This window comes from Mucilaginibacter segetis, from assembly GCF_016522075.1.
Classification (GTDB): domain Bacteria; phylum Bacteroidota; class Bacteroidia; order Sphingobacteriales; family Sphingobacteriaceae; genus Mucilaginibacter; species Mucilaginibacter segetis.
In genome coordinates this window covers 108,469-125,038 of record NZ_JAEHFW010000001.1, presented here as the reverse complement: position 1 = coordinate 125,038, position 16,570 = coordinate 108,469, and the positions used below count along the sequence as shown (strand labels likewise).

Below are 16,570 nucleotides of genomic sequence, written 5' to 3'. Positions count from 1 at the left end.
CGTTCTTATTTATATCTATAGGTTATTCTTCCCTTTGTTAAATCATACGGACTCATCTCCAACTTCACCCTGTCACCAGGCAATATCTTGATGTAGTGCATCCGCATTTTACCGGATATATGCGCAATAATCTCATGACCATTTTCCAGTTCAACCCTGAACATCGCATTTGATAATGCTTCACGAATTGTACCATCCTGCTCAATCGACGATTGTTTAGCCATATTTTATTGATTATTACTTAATTATCCACCCCAAAACCGGGATGCAAAATTAATAAAAATTTTTTAATTATTATTTTTTTCTTCTAAAACTTTTTCTACGTATAAAAACGAAGATAAAATATCGGCTTGTCCGCGTTTTACAGCTACGGTATGTTCATAATGTGCCGACGGCTTTTTGTCAACGGTTGATACCGTCCAGCCATCATCCCAAAATTTAACACCAGCGCGGCCTGCGTTTATCATAGGTTCAATGGCTATTACCATTCCTTCTTCCAGTTTAATACCCGATCCCCGTTTGCCGTAGTTAGGTACTTCCGGTTTCTCATGCAACCTTATGCCTACACCGTGGCCTACTAATTCCTTTACTACACCAAAGCCATGCTTTTCGGCATGCTCCTGTACAGCATAACCAATATCACCTATGCGCATCCCTACCACAGCTTTTTCTATACCCCGGTAAAGGCACTCTTTAGTAACCTGCATTAATTTTTTGGTGGTTTCGTCAACCTCGCCAATAGCGAATGTGTATGCCGAATCACCAACATATTTATTAAGGATAACTCCGCAATCCACTGATACTATGTCTCCTTCGGCCAATTCGTATTTTCCGGGGAAGCCATGTACTACCTGATCATTAAGGGAGATGCATAAAGAATAAGGAAAGCCACCATAATTTAAAAATGCCGGAACACCCCCGTTATCCCGGATGTAAGTTTCGGCAAGTTTATTTAGTGCTATGGTTGTAACACCGGGGCCTATAACCTTAGCTACTTCGCCCAGTGTTTTGGCAACAAGTAAAGAACTTTCTCTTATCAGTTCTATCTCTTCGACAGACTTATAATTGATTTTGGGCATGCTTTTTTTAGATGACCGGCGGTGTAGCACCAGACGCGGCAGGTACACTTGCACGACCTTTTAATCTGCCGGTTTTCATTAAACCGTCATAATGGCGCATTAACAAATGACTTTCTATTTGCTGCAATGTATCTAATACAACACCAACCAAAATAATTAATGATGTACCTCCAAAAAACCTTGCAAATATGCTGCTTACGCCAACCATACTTGCAAAAGCAGGTATAACGGCTACAATAGCCAGGAATATTGAACCCGGCAGGGTTATTTTTGAAATTACACCATCTATAAAATCAGCGGTTGTTTTACCTGGCTTAATACCCGGTATAAAACCACCATTCTTTTTCATATCATCAGCCATTTGGTTAGGATTAACCGTAATTGCTGTATAAAAATAGGTGAACAATATAATTAGTATAGCAAACACCAGATTATGCTCCCAGGAGGTATAGTTTGATAATGCTATTAATATACTATTTGACGCCGCGTTAGGAAAAAATGAGGAAACAGTTCCGGGTATGAACATCAGCGACTGTGCAAATATAATAGGCATTACCCCTGCTGCATTTACCTTTAAAGGAATGTACTGACGTACGCCGCCATATTGTTTGTTACCCACAATACGTTTGGCATATTGTACTGCTATTTTACGGGTACCCTGTACTATAAGTATAGTAAACATTACCACTCCTAATAAAGCAACAATCTCCACAATAAAGGTAATTAAACCACCCGGGCCACCTGTACGCGATTGAAACTCGGTTATAAACGCACTTGGCAACTGGGCAATAATACCCACCATGATGATCAATGATATACCATTACCTATGCCTTTATCTGTAATTTTCTCACCCAGCCACATTACAAATAAGGTACCTGCGGTTAATACAAAGGTATTAAGCACAATAAAATACGGATTACCTATAAGCATAGCGTCCGCGCTTATCTGTGATTTAAGGTACGCTATAGCCTGCACAAACGTAATAGCTATAGTAAGGTATCGTGTCCACTGGTTAATCTTATTACGACCGCTTTCACCCTCTTTTTGCAATTTGGTAAAATAAGGCACCGCAATACCAAGTAACTGTACCACAATGGAGGCCGAAATGTAAGGCATTACACCCAATGCAAAAATAGAGGAGCGTGAGAACGACCCTCCTGCAAACATATTTAATAAACCAACCAGGCCTTCTTTACCTGCTGATGTATTTAACGATGCTGCATTTACACCCGGTAAAACAACAAATGAACCTACGCGATATATTAAAAGAAATAAGAGTGTGTTTAAAATACGCACTCTCAGATCTTCAATTTTCCAGATATTGGATAATGTGGTTAATAATTTCTTCATCGAAATTTACAACTTAACTATGGAACCGCCGGCTGCTTCAATAGCTTTTTGCGCAGTAGCAGTAAATGCATGTGCTTTAACTTCTAACTTGGCTTTAAGTTCGCCACGGCCTAATATTTTAATTAAGCCATTCTTTGAAACTAAGCCGTGTTCTTTCATGGTATCAAAATCAACTGATGATAAATTATATTTCTCAGTTAATGCCTGTAACACATCAAGGTTAACACCAACATACTCTACACGGTTAGGATTTTTAAAACCCACTTTAGGTACGCGGCGTTGTAATGGCATCTGGCCACCTTCAAAACCTACTTTTGTAGTAGTACCTGAACGTGAACCGGCACCTTTATGGCCACGGGTTGATGTACCGCCACGGCCTGAACCTGTACCACGGCCAATTCTTTTCCTGTTTTTAGTAGAACCTTCTGCAGGTTTAAGATTACTTAAATTCATGATATTAAATATTTTCTACTGCTACCAGGTGGTTAACTTTTCTAACCATCCCAATAATAGCCGCAGTGGCTTCAACTTCCACGCTGTGGTTAATTCTTTTAAGGCCTAATGCCTCAATGGTTTTTTTCTGGCGCTCACTTCTGTCGATCACGCTTTTAATCTGTGTAATTTTGATTTTAGCCATGACTGATTATCCGTTAAATACTTTACCTAAACTAATACCGCGTTGTTGAGCCACTGTATGTGCATCACGCAGTTGCGCTAATGCTGATACTGTTGCTTTAACCACGTTATGCGGATTTGATGAGCCTTTTGATTTAGCTAATACGTTATGTATACCGGCACTCTCTAACACGGCACGCATCGCACCACCTGCAATAACTCCGGTACCATTAGCTGCGGGCTTAATAAAAACAAAACCACCGCTAAATTTACCTATTTGCTCATGAGGAATAGTGCTGTTAATAATAGGAACCTTTACCAGATTCTTCTTAGCATCATCAATACCTTTTGCAATTGCTTCGGTAACCTCTTTTGCCTTACCCAGGCCATAACCTACAACACCATTCTCATCACCTACCACCACTATGGCGCTAAAGCTGAATGTACGGCCGCCTTTGGTTACTTTGGCTACACGTTGTATGCTCACCAGGCGATCTTTTAGCTCGATCTCGCTGGTTTTTACTCTTTTTATGTTGATTGTTGACATTTCCGTTTTCGATTAAAAGTTTAAACCACCTTCGCGTGCACCTTCAGCCAGTGATTTAACACGGCCATGATACAGGTAACCATTTCTGTCAAAAACCACATCTTTTATACCTGCGGCTATAGCTTTTTCTGCTACCATTTTGCCTACAGCTACTGATTGGTCAGACTTTGTACCGTTTGCTGTAAAATCTTTTGATAAAGATGATGCAGATACAATGGTTTTTCCTGAAACATCGTCAATGATCTGTGCATAAATTCCCTTGTTGCTCCTGTATACTGACAGGCGCGGACGTGCTGATGAACCTGAAAGGCGTTTTCTGATACCTCTCTTAATTCTGTCTCTTCTTGATAACTTAGCTCCCATGACGATTATTTTTTAGATGCTGATTTACCTGCTTTTCTTCTCAATACTTCGCCAACAAATTTGACACCTTTACCTTTGTAAGGCTCAGGAGCACGTAACGAGCGTATTTTTGCCGCTACCTGTCCAATCAATTGTTTATCGTTTGATTCCAGGGTGATGATAGGGTTTTTACCCTTCTCAGCAGTTGTTGTTACTTTAATTTCTTTTGGCAATTCAAATATAAAGTGGTGAGAATATCCCAACACTAAATCTAACGTATTACCATTGTTAGTTGCACGATAACCCACACCCACTAATTCCTGCTGTACTTTGTAACCTTCTGTTACACCTACAACCATATTATTAATAAGCGCGCGGTATAAGCCGTGCATTGCCTTGTGGCGTTTCTGATCAGACGGGCGCTTTACTAATAACTCGCCATCTGCCTGCTCTATAGTGATATCCTTATCAACGGCCTGTTGCAATTCACCTTTAGGACCTTTTACGGTAACAACATTATCTGCTGATACGGTAACCGTAACATCCTTGGTAAGTGCAATAGGTGATTTTCCTACTCTTGACATTGCTTAATTTCCTCCTGTTAATAAATGTAGCATAAAACTTCGCCACCTATATTTAGCTGTTTCGCTTCTTTATCGGTCATTACACCTTTTGAAGTTGACATGATAGCGATACCTAAACCGTTTAGTACACGTGGCATATTATCTATACCCGCGTATTTCCTCAAACCTGGTTTACTAATACGTGAAATGCTGCGGATAGCAGAAATTTTTGTTATCGGGTGGTATTTTAAAGCAACTTTAATATTGCCTTGCGGACCGTTATCCTCAAACTTGTAATTAGCAATGTAGCCTTTTTCGAAAAGCACTTTAGTGATTTCCTTTTTCAGATTTGATGCAGGAATTTCAACAACCCTGTGGTTGGCCTTAATAGCATTCCTTACTCTTGTAAGATAATCTGCGATTGGATCTGTATTCATTATTGTTGTTTATGATGGTGGTTTCCTTCCCGTAACATCCGGGACGACCTTCCATCGGTTAATTCGTTTTTATATAAGTGTGAGCAGTGGATTTTAAAGCAGTGGATTTTTATATAACCCTATGTTTCAATAATTTACTGCTTACTAAATTACCAGCTTGCTTTCTTAATTCCGGGGATCTTACCAGCCAGTGCCATATCACGGAATGTAACACGTGATATTCCGAACTGACGCATGTACCCACGCGGACGACCGGTTAATTTGCAACGGTTATGCAACTTTACCGGAGATGATGCCTTAGGTAATTTATCTAAACCTACGTAATCACCTGCTGCTTTTAAAGCAGCTCTTTTTTCAGCATATTTTGCTACTAATTTTGCACGTTTTACTTCACGTGCTTTTACGCCTTCTTTAGCCATTATTATTTTGATTTTTAAATGGTAATCCAAATTGTTTCAGTAACTCCAATGCTTCTACATCGTTAGTTGCCGAGGTTACAAAGGTAATATCCATACCCTGAATTTTATTGATCTTATCAATATTGATCTCCGGGAAGATAATTTGCTCTGTAATACCTAAGGTATAGTTTCCTCTGCCGTCAAAGCCTTTATCGTTAATGCCTTTAAAATCACGTATACGTGGCAGGGCAACAGCTATTAAACGGTCTAAAAACTCATACATTGTGTTATCACGTAAAGTTACACGTACGCCTATCGGCATGTTTTTACGTAATTTAAAGTTCGAGATATCCTTTTTTGATTTGGAAGCAACCGCTTGCTGACCGGTAATGGTAGTTAGCTCAGTAATGGTATTCTCAATAAGTTTCTTATCAGTTGTAGCACCGCCAACACCTTGGTTAATTGCAATTTTTTGCAATTTAGGAACCTGCATTACGCTTTTGTACTGAAATTTATCCTTCAGTGCGGTACGTATCTCGTCCTTATATTTTGATTTTAATCTTGGTACGTAAGTCATTACTTAATTTCCTCCCCTGATTTTTTTGATACTCTAACCAATTTGCCGGCATCATTTAATTTACGGCCAACGCGGGTAGCTTTACCTGTTTTTGGTTCAACCAGCGCAAGGTTTGAAATATGTATAGCAGCTTCCTGCTTTACAATTCCGCCGTTAGGGTTGGCTGCATTAGGCTTAGTGTGTTTTGATATCATATTGACACCTTCAACCACTGCCCTGTTCTTGTCTGAAATAATTTCAACTATTTTGCCTTGTGAACCTTTTGAGTCACCGGCTATAACCATCACTAAATCACCCTTACGGATCTTTAATTTAGCTGGTTTTGTATTTTTCTTATTTTCCATATTACAATACCTCCGGTGCTAATGATACAATTTTCATAAATTGTTTTTCACGTAATTCCCTTGCAACAGGGCCAAATATACGTGTGCCCCTTGGCTCATCCTGGTTATTTAACAAAACGGCTGCGTTATCGTCAAAACGGATATATGAACCATCTTTTCTGCGTATCTCTTTCTTGGTTCTAACCACTACGGCTTTTGATACTGTACCTTTTTTAACGTTACCTGATGGTATAGCGCTTTTTACAGTAACAACTATTTTATCGCCGATAGATGCATATCTTTTACCGGTACCGCCTAATACGCGTATCACTAAAACTTCTTTAGCTCCGCTGTTATCGGCTACATTTAATCTTGATTCCTGTTGTACCATGTTATTTAGCCCTCTCTAAAATTTCAACTAATCTCCAGTTCTTATTTTTGCTCAGCGGGCGTGTTTCCATAATCAATACGGTATCGCCAATACCACAGGTATTAGTCTCGTCATGAGCCATAAATTTGGTAGTTTTCTTAACAAACTTACCATAGATGGGGTGTTTCACCTTCCGCTCAACAGATACAACAATAGATTTTTCCATCTTATTGCTTACTACCAGGCCGGTACGTGTTTTTCTTAAATTTCTTTCCATTTTTTCCGACGCTTAAAAATTAATTAGAAGCTGACGCCGCTTTACGCTTTGTTATTTCAGTATTTAAACGAGCTATATCCTTGCGCACTTTTGTGATACGTGTCGGATTTTCTATAGCTGAAACCGCATGCGCAAATTTCAGTTTAGTAAGAGTGGTTTTCTCCTCGCTGAGCCTTGCAGCTAATTCTTCAGTTGAAAGCTCTAAAATTTCTGAGTTCTTCATTTTTCTATTCTGTTGTAATGTTGTAATGTTGAAATGTTTGAATGTTGCCTTGTGTTAGCGGTTGTATATTTTAATTGTACAACCCTTCAACATTACAACTTTTCAACGATTTTATTTATGCTTCTACGTAATCCCTACGTACTATAAATCTTGTTTGCACAGGCAGTTTCTGAGCTGCAAGGCGTAAAGCTTCTTTGGCAACCTCTAAAGGCACACCTTCTGCTTCAAATATCATTCTGCCGGGGCGTACTACGGCTACCCAATATTCAGGAGCACCTTTACCTTTACCCATACGTACCTCTGCAGGTTTTTTAGTTACAGGCTTATCAGGAAAAATCCTGATCCACACCTGGCCTTCACGTTTCATATAACGTGTTACAGCAATACGTGCAGCCTCGATCTGGCGGCTGGTTATCCATGCTGCTTCGAGTGATTTTATACCGAAAGATCCGAATGAAAGCTCGGCGCCGCGTGTGGCTAACCCTTTCATCCTGCCTTTTTGCATCTTTCTGAACTTCGTTCTTTTTGGCTGTAGCATTTTATTAAGCTTTTATATCTCTAAAAGATATGATCTTCTACCTTTATTTTTATTATCTCTTTCCTGCACCACCCGGGCGGTTACCACCGCCACGGTTTTGGCCACCCGGACGGTTGCCGCCACCTCTGCGATCGCCACCTGGTTTACCACCGCCTCTGCGGTCGCCACCACGGTCGCCCCTGTCATTAGCGCGTCCACCAAATGATGAACCACCATCACGGCCACCTTTTCCGCTATTGCTGCTGGTACCACCAATATTTGGTGACAGGTCGCGCTTGCCGAACACTTCGCCTTTGCATATCCAAACCTTAACACCTATTTTACCATAAGTGGTTAAAGCTTCTGCCAAAGCATAGTCAATATCAGCACGGAAAGTGTGCAAAGGTATTCTGCCTTCTTTATATTGTTCAGTACGGGCCATTTCAGCACCACCTAAACGGCCGCTTGTCATTACCTTTATACCTTCAGCACCCATTCGCATGGTTGATGCTATGGTAGTTTTCATGGCACGACGGAAAGATATACGTGCTTCCAGTTGTTTAGCAATACCTTCGGCAACTAACTGGGCATCAAGCTCAGGGCGTTTTATTTCGAAGATGTTGATCTGAACATCTTTTTTTGTTAATTTCTTTAACTCTTCTTTGATCTTATCAACTTCCTGGCCACCTTTACCTATCACAATACCCGGACGGGCAGTGTGTATAGTTACAGTAATGCGTTTTAAAGTACGTTCAATCACTACTTTAGATACGCCGCCTTTGTTTATACGCGCTGATAAATACTTGCGGATCTTTTCGTCTTCAACTAATTTGTCGGAGTAGTTATTTCCACCGAACCAATTAGAATCCCAACCGCGGATGATCCCTAACCTGTTACCTATTGGATGTGCTTTTTGTCCCATTTCAAATTAGTTGTTATCGTTTTTACTATCCACAATCAAAGTTACATGGTTGGAGCGCTTGCGGATACGGAAACCCCTTCCTTGCGGAGCCGGGCGTAATCTTTTTAGCTGACGGCCGCCACCTACTGATATCTCTTTTACAAATAAGCCGCTGTCTTCAACACGTTTGCCTTCGTTTTTTGCTTCCCAGTTCTTAATTGCTGATAACAATAACTTCTCTACACGTATTGCTGCTTCCTTATTAGTATACTTTAAGATGTATAACGCTTTCTCAACGTTCTCACCACGTATCAGGTCAACCACCAAACGCATTTTGCGTGGTGATGTGGGGCAGTTTTGCAATTTGGCAACAGATGAGCCGCCTTGCTGAGCTTTCTCCTGCTCCTTGCGTTGTCTGATCAATACAGACTTTTTAATTTTTGTTGTTGCTTCCATGCCTGTTATTTTTTCTTCTCTGCGTGACCGCGGAATGTACGGGTTGGTGCAAATTCTCCCAACTTGTGACCAACCATATTTTCTGTTACGTACACCGGTATAAATTTATTACCGTTGTGTACTGCGAATGTGTGACCAACGAAATCAGGAGAGATCATGGAACGACGTGACCATGTTTTTACAACTGATTTTTTGTTTGAATCATTCAAGGTCAGAACTTTTCTTTCCAGGTTATGATCTATATAAGGTCCTTTTTTAATTGAACGAGCCATTATTTCTTCCTTCTTTCAATGATGTAACGATCAGATGTTTTCTTTTTGTCACGGGTTTTGTAGCCTTTTGCTAATAAACCTTTACGTGAACGTGGATGACCACCTGAAGACCTGCCTTCACCACCACCCATAGGGTGATCTACCGGGTTCATAGCTACACCACGTACTCTTGGCCTGCGGCCTAACCAGCGCTTACGACCGGCTTTACCTAACACTTCATTCGCTTTTTCAGCATTTGAAACCGAGCCGATTGTTGCAAGGCAGCTTGCCAGTATCATGCGGGTTTCGCTTGATGGCAATTTAATAATGGCGTATTTACCATCACGAGCCGATAGTTGAGCATATGTACCTGCACTACGTGCAATGGTACCGCCCTGGCCTGGGTTAAGTTCAATATTGTGGATAATAGAACCCAGCGGTATATTCTTAAGTGGTAAAGTGTTACCAACCTCAGGTGCCGCAAACTCTGCAGATACTACGGTTTGTCCAACCTGTAACCCTGCAGGGGCTATCATATATCTTTTTTCACCATCAACATAGTGTAATAACGCTATACGTGCTGAACGGTTAGGATCGTACTCAATAGTTGCAACTGTTGCGGGGATATCAAACTTATTACGTTTAAAATCAATTAAACGATAGGATTGCTTATGACCGCCGCCTATATAACGCATGGTCATTTTACCGCTCTTGTTACGACCGCCTGATTTCTTGTGCGCAACAACTAACGACTTTTCAGGAACATTAGTAGTAACGTCAGAGTAATCGGCACCAACTCTGAAGCGGGTACCCGGCGTAACCGGTTTAAATCTTTTTACTGCCATCTCTGTATTTATATATTGCTATAAAAATCTATTGTTTCACCATCCTTAAGTGTAACGATGGCTTTTTTATACGTTGCGGCACGGCCTGTAACTGCACCTGCTTTTGTATTGCGGGTTTTGAGCTTGCCTACATATTTCATTGTATTAACTGCTGTAATGTTAACACCATACATAGCCTCAATAGCGCCTTTTATCTGAATTTTGTTGGCTCTGTGATCAACCTTGAAAGCATAACGGTTAAGCTTCTCAGTTAATTGAGTTATCTTTTCAGTAAGTAAGGGTTTCTTTAAAATTTCCATAATTACTTAGCTAATGCCTCCTCCAAAGTTTTAACAGCGCCGGTAGTTAACAAAAGTTTGCCCGCGTTTAACACATCATAAGTGTTTAACTGGTCTGCAGTAATAACTTTAGTTTTCTTCAGGTTTCTGCTTGATAAATACACGTTGTTATTTGCAGCGCCTAATACTAATAAGGTTTTCTCGTTAGTACAGTTTAAATCTGCAACCAGCTGTACATAGTTTTTGGTTTTAACCGAATCGAAATTGAAGTCTTCCAAAACTAAGATGCTGTTATCTTTCGCTTTATAAGTTAAGGCTGATTTACGCGCCAGCGATTTAAGTTTTTTATTCAACTTAAAGCTGTAATCGCGCGGTTGCGGGCCAAAAACACGGCCACCACCATTAAACAATGGTGATTTGATGCTACCTGCACGGGCGCCGCCTGTACCTTTTTGTTTATGTAATTTGCGGGTTGAACCTGCAATTTCATTACGTTGTTTCGCTTTATGCGTACCCTGGCGCTGATTGGCTAAAAACTGTTTTACATCCAGATAGATAGCATGATCATTTGGTTCAACACCGAATACGGCCTCAGGAAGCTGCACCTTGGCACCTGTTTCTTTACCTGATACATTTAATACGTTAACTTCCATCTTATTTATCCACTATTACGAATGAACCCTTAGCTCCCGGGATGGAACCTTTAACTACTAAAAGGTTTTGCTCGCTGAATACCTTAACCACTTGAAGGTTTTGTATTTTAACACGAACGTTACCAGTTTGCCCGGCCATACGCATACCTTTAAATACACGTGAAGGCCATGATGAGGCACCCAATGAACCCGGCGCACGTAAACGATTGTGCTGACCGTGAGTTTGCATACCCACACCACCAAAACCGTGACGCTTTACCACACCCTGAAAACCTTTACCTTTTGACGTACCAACCACATCAACCCAATCGCCGATGTTGAAAATATCAACGGTAACTGTGTCACCAAGATTTTTCTGATCTTCGAAAGTTTTAAATTCTACTAATTTACGTTTAGGGGTAGTGCCGGCTTTTTGGAAATGGCCTTTAAGGGGGGCTGAGGTATTTTTTTCTTTTTTCTCGCCATACGCCAGCTGAACAGCAGCGTATCCGTCTGCTTCCACAGATCGAACCTGAGTTACTACGCAAGGGCCAGCTTCGATTACTGTGCAGGGAATATTTCTTCCCGCCTCATCGAAAATGCTGGTCATTCCTACTTTTTTACCAATTATTCCTGACATTTTCTTTATTTTATTAGTGCCCATCGAAGCAGTAGGGCTTCGTTCAAGGCATATTATCCCCCCGAAAGGGACGGCAAAGATAGAAATTTTGTATTAATTGTCAAATAGTTAACGAGTTATTTTTTATTATTTATTTACAGAATACTAATTATAGCGCAATTTGATTTATTTTAACACTTTTAAGCCCACTAATACCCTCTTTTCAGCATGATTTATTTAGAGCCCACAGGCGGATTAGCAAACAGGATACGCGTAATAGCGTCAGGAATATGGCTAAAGCAAAAATTAAATACCGGCTTAACAGTTGTATGGAATGAAAATTATGAACTAAGGTGTCCTTACCATGAACTTTTTGAGCCTATCGAAGACATAATCATGATTACCAAGCCCCCAAAATTCAACTATATAACCCGCTCGCAACAACACACCTTTAGTGGCAAAGTAAAAGCATGGATAAAAAACACCTCCTTAGGTGTTAATTACTGCCTTACTGATGAGGATTATGAAAAAGTTGATTTTACGAGGTCGCTAAAAAACACAAGAACATCTATATTAAAACTTGCCAACGCTTTACAGCCGATAATACCTACTATAAGTTTTTTAAACCTATTCCAATAATCAGAAAAAAAATAGAGGAGCTATGCGCTCAATTTACAAGACCCATTATAGGTGTTCAAATACGCCGGGGCGACAACGGTGTTGCCATTAAAAACAGTCCGTTGGAACTGTTTATTGAGGCCATGAAACTTGAAACAGCCCGAAATGCAAACGTGCAGTTTTTTTTAACTACTGATGATGCATCAGTAGAGCATACTTTAAAAGAAATATTCAAAGAGCGTATAATAAGCCATCCTAAAGAACTAAGCAGGCAAACAGTACTGGGTATGCAGGATGCAGTTTCAGATATTTTCACACTTTCAAATACAAATAAAATATTAGGTTCCTATTGGAGTTCTTTCTCCGAAGTAGCGAGCTTTATTAGGGGTGCAGAGTTAGAAGTAATTAAAATCCTTAATTAATTATCCACAACGGCCTGTTTATCGCGCACAATTAGCTTTAAGTAAAAATTTAATTGCCTGTCGTTATCCTTTATTTTATCGGCGGCGGTTAACGTATTATCTACGGGCTTTGCTTTTACTAATTTTGTTGCCTGCTACCCTTCCAAACGCATAAAAAAACCGCAAATCTATCACGAAAAGCGGTTTATACCTACGGGCACTTACAAAAGGGCAAGCTCTGTATTATTAAAGCTATACCTATTTTTTATAGGTGGCTATTCTAAAATTGCTCACCAACACTTTCGAGCCGTTTTTATACTGCATGGGCGCACTAATGTAAAAGTTTTTGGGGCTTGCCGGTAAAAACAACTGTGTATCGGCTAGCTTTGTTTTATCCAGATAAACCTCCATCCTACCGTTATCAACCATAAGCGACACATGCATTTTACGGTTAACGTAAGGGTTAAGGTCAAAATCGGCACTTAAATATTTATCATTATATGAACTGTTTATATTAACCTCGTGTTCGTTATAATATTTAACACTCACATAGGCACCATTGCCGCTATTATAATCACTTACACTATTATCTTTTGTAAAACCAAAAATCAAAGGATATATATCCCGCACCTTGTCGGCAACGGCAAAAATATCAAACTCAATAGTAAAGTGCTTCGGATAAAAACGCTGCTTAGTAAACTTGTAGGTGGCATTATCTGCCAGGGCAAGCCATTTACCAGCTTCGTCATTAACGGTAACTATCGAAGCCGAGCCATTCGTTTTAAAACTTTTAGCTGATGCTCCATTAGCTATCCCGGTAAAATTCTCGGTAAATAAAACAGAATCGCCTGGTATAAAGTCAAACCCGGTATTAATAATCACTTTATTGCTGGTTTGATCGCCATCTACATTTGCGGAGGTAGCTGTTTCTTTATCCATAACCTCGGCAGCTTTTTGTACAGCTTTATTTTTAGCTTTTTTTAATAAGCCCCCTAATTGGGCATCGGCATGTAGTCCTGAAAAAGTTCCTAAAAAAATAATCAGGTAAATAAAAATTCTTCTGTTTCTCTTCATAATAATTATAGATGTCAATTTTTAAAACGTAGTTATTAAAAAATTGGTTTATTTTTTTTAAAAACAGCCTTTTACTTTGTGTTATTACTAATGTTGCTGTTTTATAATTGCAAATAAATGTTTTGAATATAGATAAAATGACTTTATCTGACAGGTAGACGAAAGTTCCTCTAAAACTAACCCTACACTTCCATCAATCTTCTTATCAGTTCGGCGCTTTGCTTTTTACCGTCCTCTAAACGGCCTTTAAAAAATTGCTGCACCTCGTTAAAGTGCTTTTTGTAACCCTCCATATCTCCGTAACCAATAATTGCCGACCATTCCCTTACCGCGGAATGGAATTCCAGATCATCGCCACGGATGGTTTTATCGTACAATGCTGTCTCGATCGATTCTTCCAGCAATTCCTCGTTCTTAAATAAATATTCGGCAATGCCCAGCCGCAGTCTGAACGGCGGAGTTTGGCAAATTAAATTATCATACGGATTAACCCCCAAATGGTACCAGGCATCAACCATGCTTAATATACTCAAATGTGAGTTAGGCTTTTGATGCCCGGCATCGGGCGATAAAGAAAACTCACGCATTACTTTATCATTAAACATAATGGGTTTACGGCTTTCATGAAAAACAAAATCGCGTGCGCGGTAAAGTCTTTTCCTGAACTCAGCCTCCTCTTCCTTTATCATCAGCTTAAACAATTCCGACTCGGAGGTAGCGTACTGCTTAACCTGTTGCCTTGCATAGGGGTTAAGTATGGCAAGGCCTGCGTAAACGTGGGCCTTATAGCTAAATATACGCAGCGTGGTGAGTATTTTTACATTATCAATACCGCCTACATAAGATGCATTTTCCCAGGGGAAGAAGCCTGCAGATTTCCATGCTGTGCCCATACTTTCAAAGCCAACATGCGTTACTGCCTGTGTATCCGCTACAATTTTATCATGCTCATGGTAATCCGGTATTTCTACAACATCGGTACCTACGGCGGTAAACAGATCAAGCATGCGCTTGTAGGCCACCTTATCGGTGCGGTGAGGTATCAGTATCAGCTTTTGCCCTTTAGGTTCAAAACCCGGCCCATGCATAGCATGAAAGGTGATGATTTTTGCATCTGCAGGTAAATGCTTCTCAAAAATGGCAATTTCCGGATGTTTAACCGATGTTTGGCCGGCTACAATAGCACCATATTTGGTTGACGCGCCAAAAGCAGCCACCACCTGTTCAAGTTTATCCGCCTCTACCGAATATACAATAAGGTCGCTCACCCGTGATACATCGTTACCATCATCCATAATGGTTATACCTAAAGGCACTAACTCTTCTTCCAGTTTCTCGCGGTGATCCGGCAGATCGCAGCCACAAACCTCGTAACCTGCTTTAGCAAAAGCCCCGGCATACAAACGCCCCATGTCCCCTAAACCAATGATTCCTATTCGCATAGTCATAAAAATAAAAGCCTAATATATTGCTTTTGCTGTTATACCTCTTTTTTAAACCCGCTGCTGCCAAATATTGACATGGCACAACAGCGTTCAACTTAACAATATTTTAATAGTACACAGCCAATTTGTAAAAAACGCAAAAATCAAGCGTTTTTTTGACCTTTTACGCATTTTTTTGCAAACTTTAAACTATATTAAAGCGTTTAAATTAATCATGCCCAATTCCAGGCTATAGTAAACTTACCGGACACTCTTATTTATTATGATGAAGCTTTTTAAACTACGAACACTCATTTTGATATTACTAATAGGTAATACAGGTTTTGTTTATTCGCAGGATACCACAAAAAAAGCAAACACTGTAAAAAGTAGTACCGCTAAACCAACAGTTACCAATACAGCTAAAAAGCCTGTAGTAGTTAAACAGCAGCCAACCAAGCCAACAACTCTAACTCCCACGCCTGTTGTTACGAAACCTGTAAGACAAGCCCCCGATCCTGCTTTAATGAATGATAAGAGCCTTTACGGCCAATATCAATACCTGTTAACCAAAGTATATCATTATCAGCAGCCCCTTGTAGCCGCACTCTGGAAAAATTATAATGATACGCTTAATATTACGCGCCGTAAACTAAAGGAGGCTGAAGCAAAAATTGCGGTTCAGGCTCAAAAGATAGATACATTGCAAACCGAAGTAGGCACCAAGGCCGATAAGCTTTCTACCGCCAAAGCAAAGGTAGATGAGATAAGCTTTTTGGGTATCCCGCTTAATAAAACCACTTATAACTGGATCATGTGGGGCCTGGTAATAGGCTTAGGGGCATTGGCAGCTATTGTTATTATTCGTTCGGGCGCTAATATCCGCGAAGCAAGATACCGTACCAAACTGTATAACGAGTTGGACGAGGAGTACCGCGCGCACAAGGTAAAGGCTAATGAAAAAGAAAAGAAACTGGCACGTGAATTACAGACCGAGCGCAACAAACTGGATGAACTGCTGGGCAGATAAGACTTATATATTTTAACTAAAAAAGCCATCCTTTAATAAAGAATGGCTTTTGATATAGATCTTCCGGTACTATCACACTTTGATCTCAACTTCAACACCACTTGGCAATTCAAGCTTCATTAAAGCATCAACAGTTTTTGAGTTAGAGCTGTAGATATCCAGTAAACGTTTGTAAGAACATAACTGGAATTGCTCACGTGCTTTTTTGTTTACGTGTGGTGAACGTAAAACAGTAAAAATTTTCTTTTCGGTTGGCAACGGAAGTGGTCCGCTAACTACAGCGCCGGTAGGCTTTACTGTTTTTACGATCTTCTCTGCTGATTTATCAACCAGGTTGTAATCGTACGATTTTAATTTGATTCTGATTCTTTGGCTCATTTTGTTTGTTGTTTAAACCACCCTAAGAGCTATTTATTAGGTAT

General features: G+C 40.1%; 29 protein-coding genes. 3 read left to right on the top strand and 26 right to left on the bottom strand.

Annotated elements, in window-relative coordinates; all coding sequences use genetic code 11:
* Positions 1–5: 5 nt before the first annotated feature.
* The 23 genes from infA to rplC all read right to left on the bottom strand — a co-directional run bounded on the left by infA (position 6) and on the right by rplC (position 11,622).
* Complete coding sequence (gene infA / locus I5M19_RS00600) at positions 6–224, bottom strand: translation initiation factor IF-1 (RefSeq protein WP_022833270.1); 219 nt, start codon at positions 222–224, stop codon at positions 6–8.
* A 63-nt stretch (positions 225–287) separates the two neighbouring features.
* The gene (gene map / locus I5M19_RS00595) at positions 288–1,079 is read right to left on the bottom strand and encodes a type I methionyl aminopeptidase (protein ID WP_200063001.1); all 792 of its coding nucleotides are present in this window, start codon (positions 1,077–1,079) and stop codon (positions 288–290) included.
* 7 nt (positions 1,080–1,086) lie between these two features.
* The gene (gene secY, locus I5M19_RS00590; protein ID WP_200062999.1) at positions 1,087–2,430 is read right to left on the bottom strand and encodes a preprotein translocase subunit SecY; all 1,344 of its coding nucleotides are present in this window, start codon (positions 2,428–2,430) and stop codon (positions 1,087–1,089) included.
* Positions 2,431–2,436: 6 nt separating this feature from the next.
* Positions 2,437–2,883, bottom strand: coding sequence for a 50S ribosomal protein L15 (rplO, locus tag I5M19_RS00585; RefSeq protein ID WP_200062997.1), 447 nt, complete (start codon positions 2,881–2,883; stop codon positions 2,437–2,439).
* Positions 2,884–2,887: 4 nt separating this feature from the next.
* Complete coding sequence (gene rpmD, locus I5M19_RS00580; RefSeq protein ID WP_200062995.1) at positions 2,888–3,067, bottom strand: 50S ribosomal protein L30; 180 nt, start codon at positions 3,065–3,067, stop codon at positions 2,888–2,890.
* Positions 3,068–3,073: 6 nt separating this feature from the next.
* Complete coding sequence (gene rpsE, locus I5M19_RS00575; RefSeq protein WP_200062993.1) at positions 3,074–3,592, bottom strand: 30S ribosomal protein S5; 519 nt, start codon at positions 3,590–3,592, stop codon at positions 3,074–3,076.
* A gap of 12 nt (positions 3,593–3,604) precedes the next feature.
* Positions 3,605–3,955 (bottom strand): 50S ribosomal protein L18, encoded by a 351-nt coding sequence (gene rplR / locus I5M19_RS00570; protein ID WP_200062991.1) that lies wholly within the window; start codon positions 3,953–3,955, stop codon positions 3,605–3,607.
* 5 nt (positions 3,956–3,960) lie between these two features.
* Positions 3,961–4,518, bottom strand: a complete 558-nt coding sequence (gene rplF / locus I5M19_RS00565; protein WP_200062989.1) for a 50S ribosomal protein L6 — start codon at positions 4,516–4,518, stop codon at positions 3,961–3,963.
* Between the two features lie 17 nt (positions 4,519–4,535).
* Positions 4,536–4,934 (bottom strand): 30S ribosomal protein S8, encoded by a 399-nt coding sequence (rpsH, locus tag I5M19_RS00560; protein ID WP_200062987.1) that lies wholly within the window; start codon positions 4,932–4,934, stop codon positions 4,536–4,538.
* Positions 4,935–5,083: 149 nt separating this feature from the next.
* The gene (gene rpsN / locus I5M19_RS00555) at positions 5,084–5,353 is read right to left on the bottom strand and encodes a 30S ribosomal protein S14 (RefSeq protein WP_200062985.1); all 270 of its coding nucleotides are present in this window, start codon (positions 5,351–5,353) and stop codon (positions 5,084–5,086) included.
* Positions 5,346–5,909 carry a 50S ribosomal protein L5 gene (rplE, locus tag I5M19_RS00550; RefSeq protein ID WP_200062983.1) on the bottom strand — a complete coding sequence of 188 codons (564 nt, stop codon included), beginning with the start codon at positions 5,907–5,909 and terminating at the stop codon, positions 5,346–5,348. The genes rpsN and rplE overlap by 8 nt, the downstream gene beginning before the upstream one ends.
* A complete protein-coding gene (gene rplX, locus I5M19_RS00545; protein ID WP_200062981.1) occupies positions 5,909–6,253 on the bottom strand; it encodes a 50S ribosomal protein L24 in 345 nt (114 codons plus the stop codon). Before rplX ends, rplE begins: the two co-directional genes overlap by 1 nt.
* A 1-nt stretch (position 6,254) precedes the next feature.
* On the bottom strand, positions 6,255–6,623 hold the full coding sequence (gene rplN / locus I5M19_RS00540; RefSeq protein WP_067059744.1) for a 50S ribosomal protein L14: 369 nt from the start codon (positions 6,621–6,623) through the stop codon (positions 6,255–6,257).
* A gap of 1 nt (position 6,624) precedes the next feature.
* A complete protein-coding gene (gene rpsQ / locus I5M19_RS00535; RefSeq protein WP_200062979.1) occupies positions 6,625–6,879 on the bottom strand; it encodes a 30S ribosomal protein S17 in 255 nt (84 codons plus the stop codon).
* 19 nt (positions 6,880–6,898) lie between these two features.
* Positions 6,899–7,102 carry a 50S ribosomal protein L29 gene (rpmC, locus tag I5M19_RS00530; protein ID WP_200062977.1) on the bottom strand — a complete coding sequence of 68 codons (204 nt, stop codon included), beginning with the start codon at positions 7,100–7,102 and terminating at the stop codon, positions 6,899–6,901.
* A gap of 115 nt (positions 7,103–7,217) precedes the next feature.
* Entirely contained in the window at positions 7,218–7,640 is a 423-nt protein-coding gene (gene rplP / locus I5M19_RS00525; RefSeq protein WP_200062975.1) for a 50S ribosomal protein L16, read from the bottom strand.
* A gap of 52 nt (positions 7,641–7,692) precedes the next feature.
* A complete protein-coding gene (gene rpsC / locus I5M19_RS00520; protein WP_200062973.1) occupies positions 7,693–8,541 on the bottom strand; it encodes a 30S ribosomal protein S3 in 849 nt (282 codons plus the stop codon).
* A 6-nt stretch (positions 8,542–8,547) separates the two neighbouring features.
* Positions 8,548–8,976 (bottom strand): 50S ribosomal protein L22, encoded by a 429-nt coding sequence (gene rplV, locus I5M19_RS00515; RefSeq protein WP_200062971.1) that lies wholly within the window; start codon positions 8,974–8,976, stop codon positions 8,548–8,550.
* Between the two features lie 5 nt (positions 8,977–8,981).
* Entirely contained in the window at positions 8,982–9,248 is a 267-nt protein-coding gene (rpsS, locus tag I5M19_RS00510) for a 30S ribosomal protein S19 (protein WP_066006044.1), read from the bottom strand.
* A complete protein-coding gene (gene rplB, locus I5M19_RS00505; RefSeq protein WP_200062964.1) occupies positions 9,248–10,072 on the bottom strand; it encodes a 50S ribosomal protein L2 in 825 nt (274 codons plus the stop codon). The genes rpsS and rplB overlap by 1 nt, the downstream gene beginning before the upstream one ends.
* An 8-nt stretch (positions 10,073–10,080) precedes the next feature.
* On the bottom strand, positions 10,081–10,371 hold the full coding sequence (gene rplW, locus I5M19_RS00500) for a 50S ribosomal protein L23 (RefSeq protein WP_200062963.1): 291 nt from the start codon (positions 10,369–10,371) through the stop codon (positions 10,081–10,083).
* A 2-nt stretch (positions 10,372–10,373) separates the two neighbouring features.
* The gene (rplD, locus tag I5M19_RS00495) at positions 10,374–11,003 is read right to left on the bottom strand and encodes a 50S ribosomal protein L4 (RefSeq protein ID WP_200062962.1); all 630 of its coding nucleotides are present in this window, start codon (positions 11,001–11,003) and stop codon (positions 10,374–10,376) included.
* 1 nt (position 11,004) lies between these two features.
* Positions 11,005–11,622 (bottom strand): 50S ribosomal protein L3, encoded by a 618-nt coding sequence (gene rplC / locus I5M19_RS00490; protein WP_200062961.1) that lies wholly within the window; start codon positions 11,620–11,622, stop codon positions 11,005–11,007.
* 207 nt (positions 11,623–11,829) lie between these two features.
* Between rplC and I5M19_RS00485 the strand changes: the two genes are divergently transcribed.
* Both I5M19_RS00485 and I5M19_RS00480 read left to right on the top strand, forming a co-directional pair.
* Complete coding sequence (locus I5M19_RS00485; RefSeq protein ID WP_200062960.1) at positions 11,830–12,240, top strand: hypothetical protein; 411 nt, start codon at positions 11,830–11,832, stop codon at positions 12,238–12,240.
* Between the two features lie 122 nt (positions 12,241–12,362).
* Entirely contained in the window at positions 12,363–12,641 is a 279-nt protein-coding gene (locus tag I5M19_RS00480; RefSeq protein ID WP_200062958.1) for an O-fucosyltransferase family protein, read from the top strand.
* A 237-nt stretch (positions 12,642–12,878) separates the two neighbouring features.
* Here I5M19_RS00480 and I5M19_RS00475 read toward each other — a convergent pair whose 3' ends face one another.
* Together I5M19_RS00475 and I5M19_RS00470 are read right to left on the bottom strand one after the other, a co-directional pair.
* A complete protein-coding gene (locus tag I5M19_RS00475) occupies positions 12,879–13,694 on the bottom strand; it encodes a hypothetical protein (RefSeq protein ID WP_200062956.1) in 816 nt (271 codons plus the stop codon).
* Between the two features lie 182 nt (positions 13,695–13,876).
* Positions 13,877–15,136, bottom strand: coding sequence for a prephenate dehydrogenase (locus I5M19_RS00470; protein WP_200062954.1), 1,260 nt, complete (start codon positions 15,134–15,136; stop codon positions 13,877–13,879).
* Between the two features lie 265 nt (positions 15,137–15,401).
* On the opposite strand from I5M19_RS00470, the gene I5M19_RS00465 reads away from it, so the two are divergent.
* Complete coding sequence (locus I5M19_RS00465; protein WP_200062952.1) at positions 15,402–16,148, top strand: hypothetical protein; 747 nt, start codon at positions 15,402–15,404, stop codon at positions 16,146–16,148.
* Between the two features lie 72 nt (positions 16,149–16,220).
* Here the strand turns inward: I5M19_RS00465 and rpsJ are convergent, their stop codons facing one another.
* Positions 16,221–16,526 carry a 30S ribosomal protein S10 gene (gene rpsJ, locus I5M19_RS00460; RefSeq protein WP_022830652.1) on the bottom strand — a complete coding sequence of 102 codons (306 nt, stop codon included), beginning with the start codon at positions 16,524–16,526 and terminating at the stop codon, positions 16,221–16,223.
* Positions 16,527–16,570 lie beyond the last annotated feature (44 nt).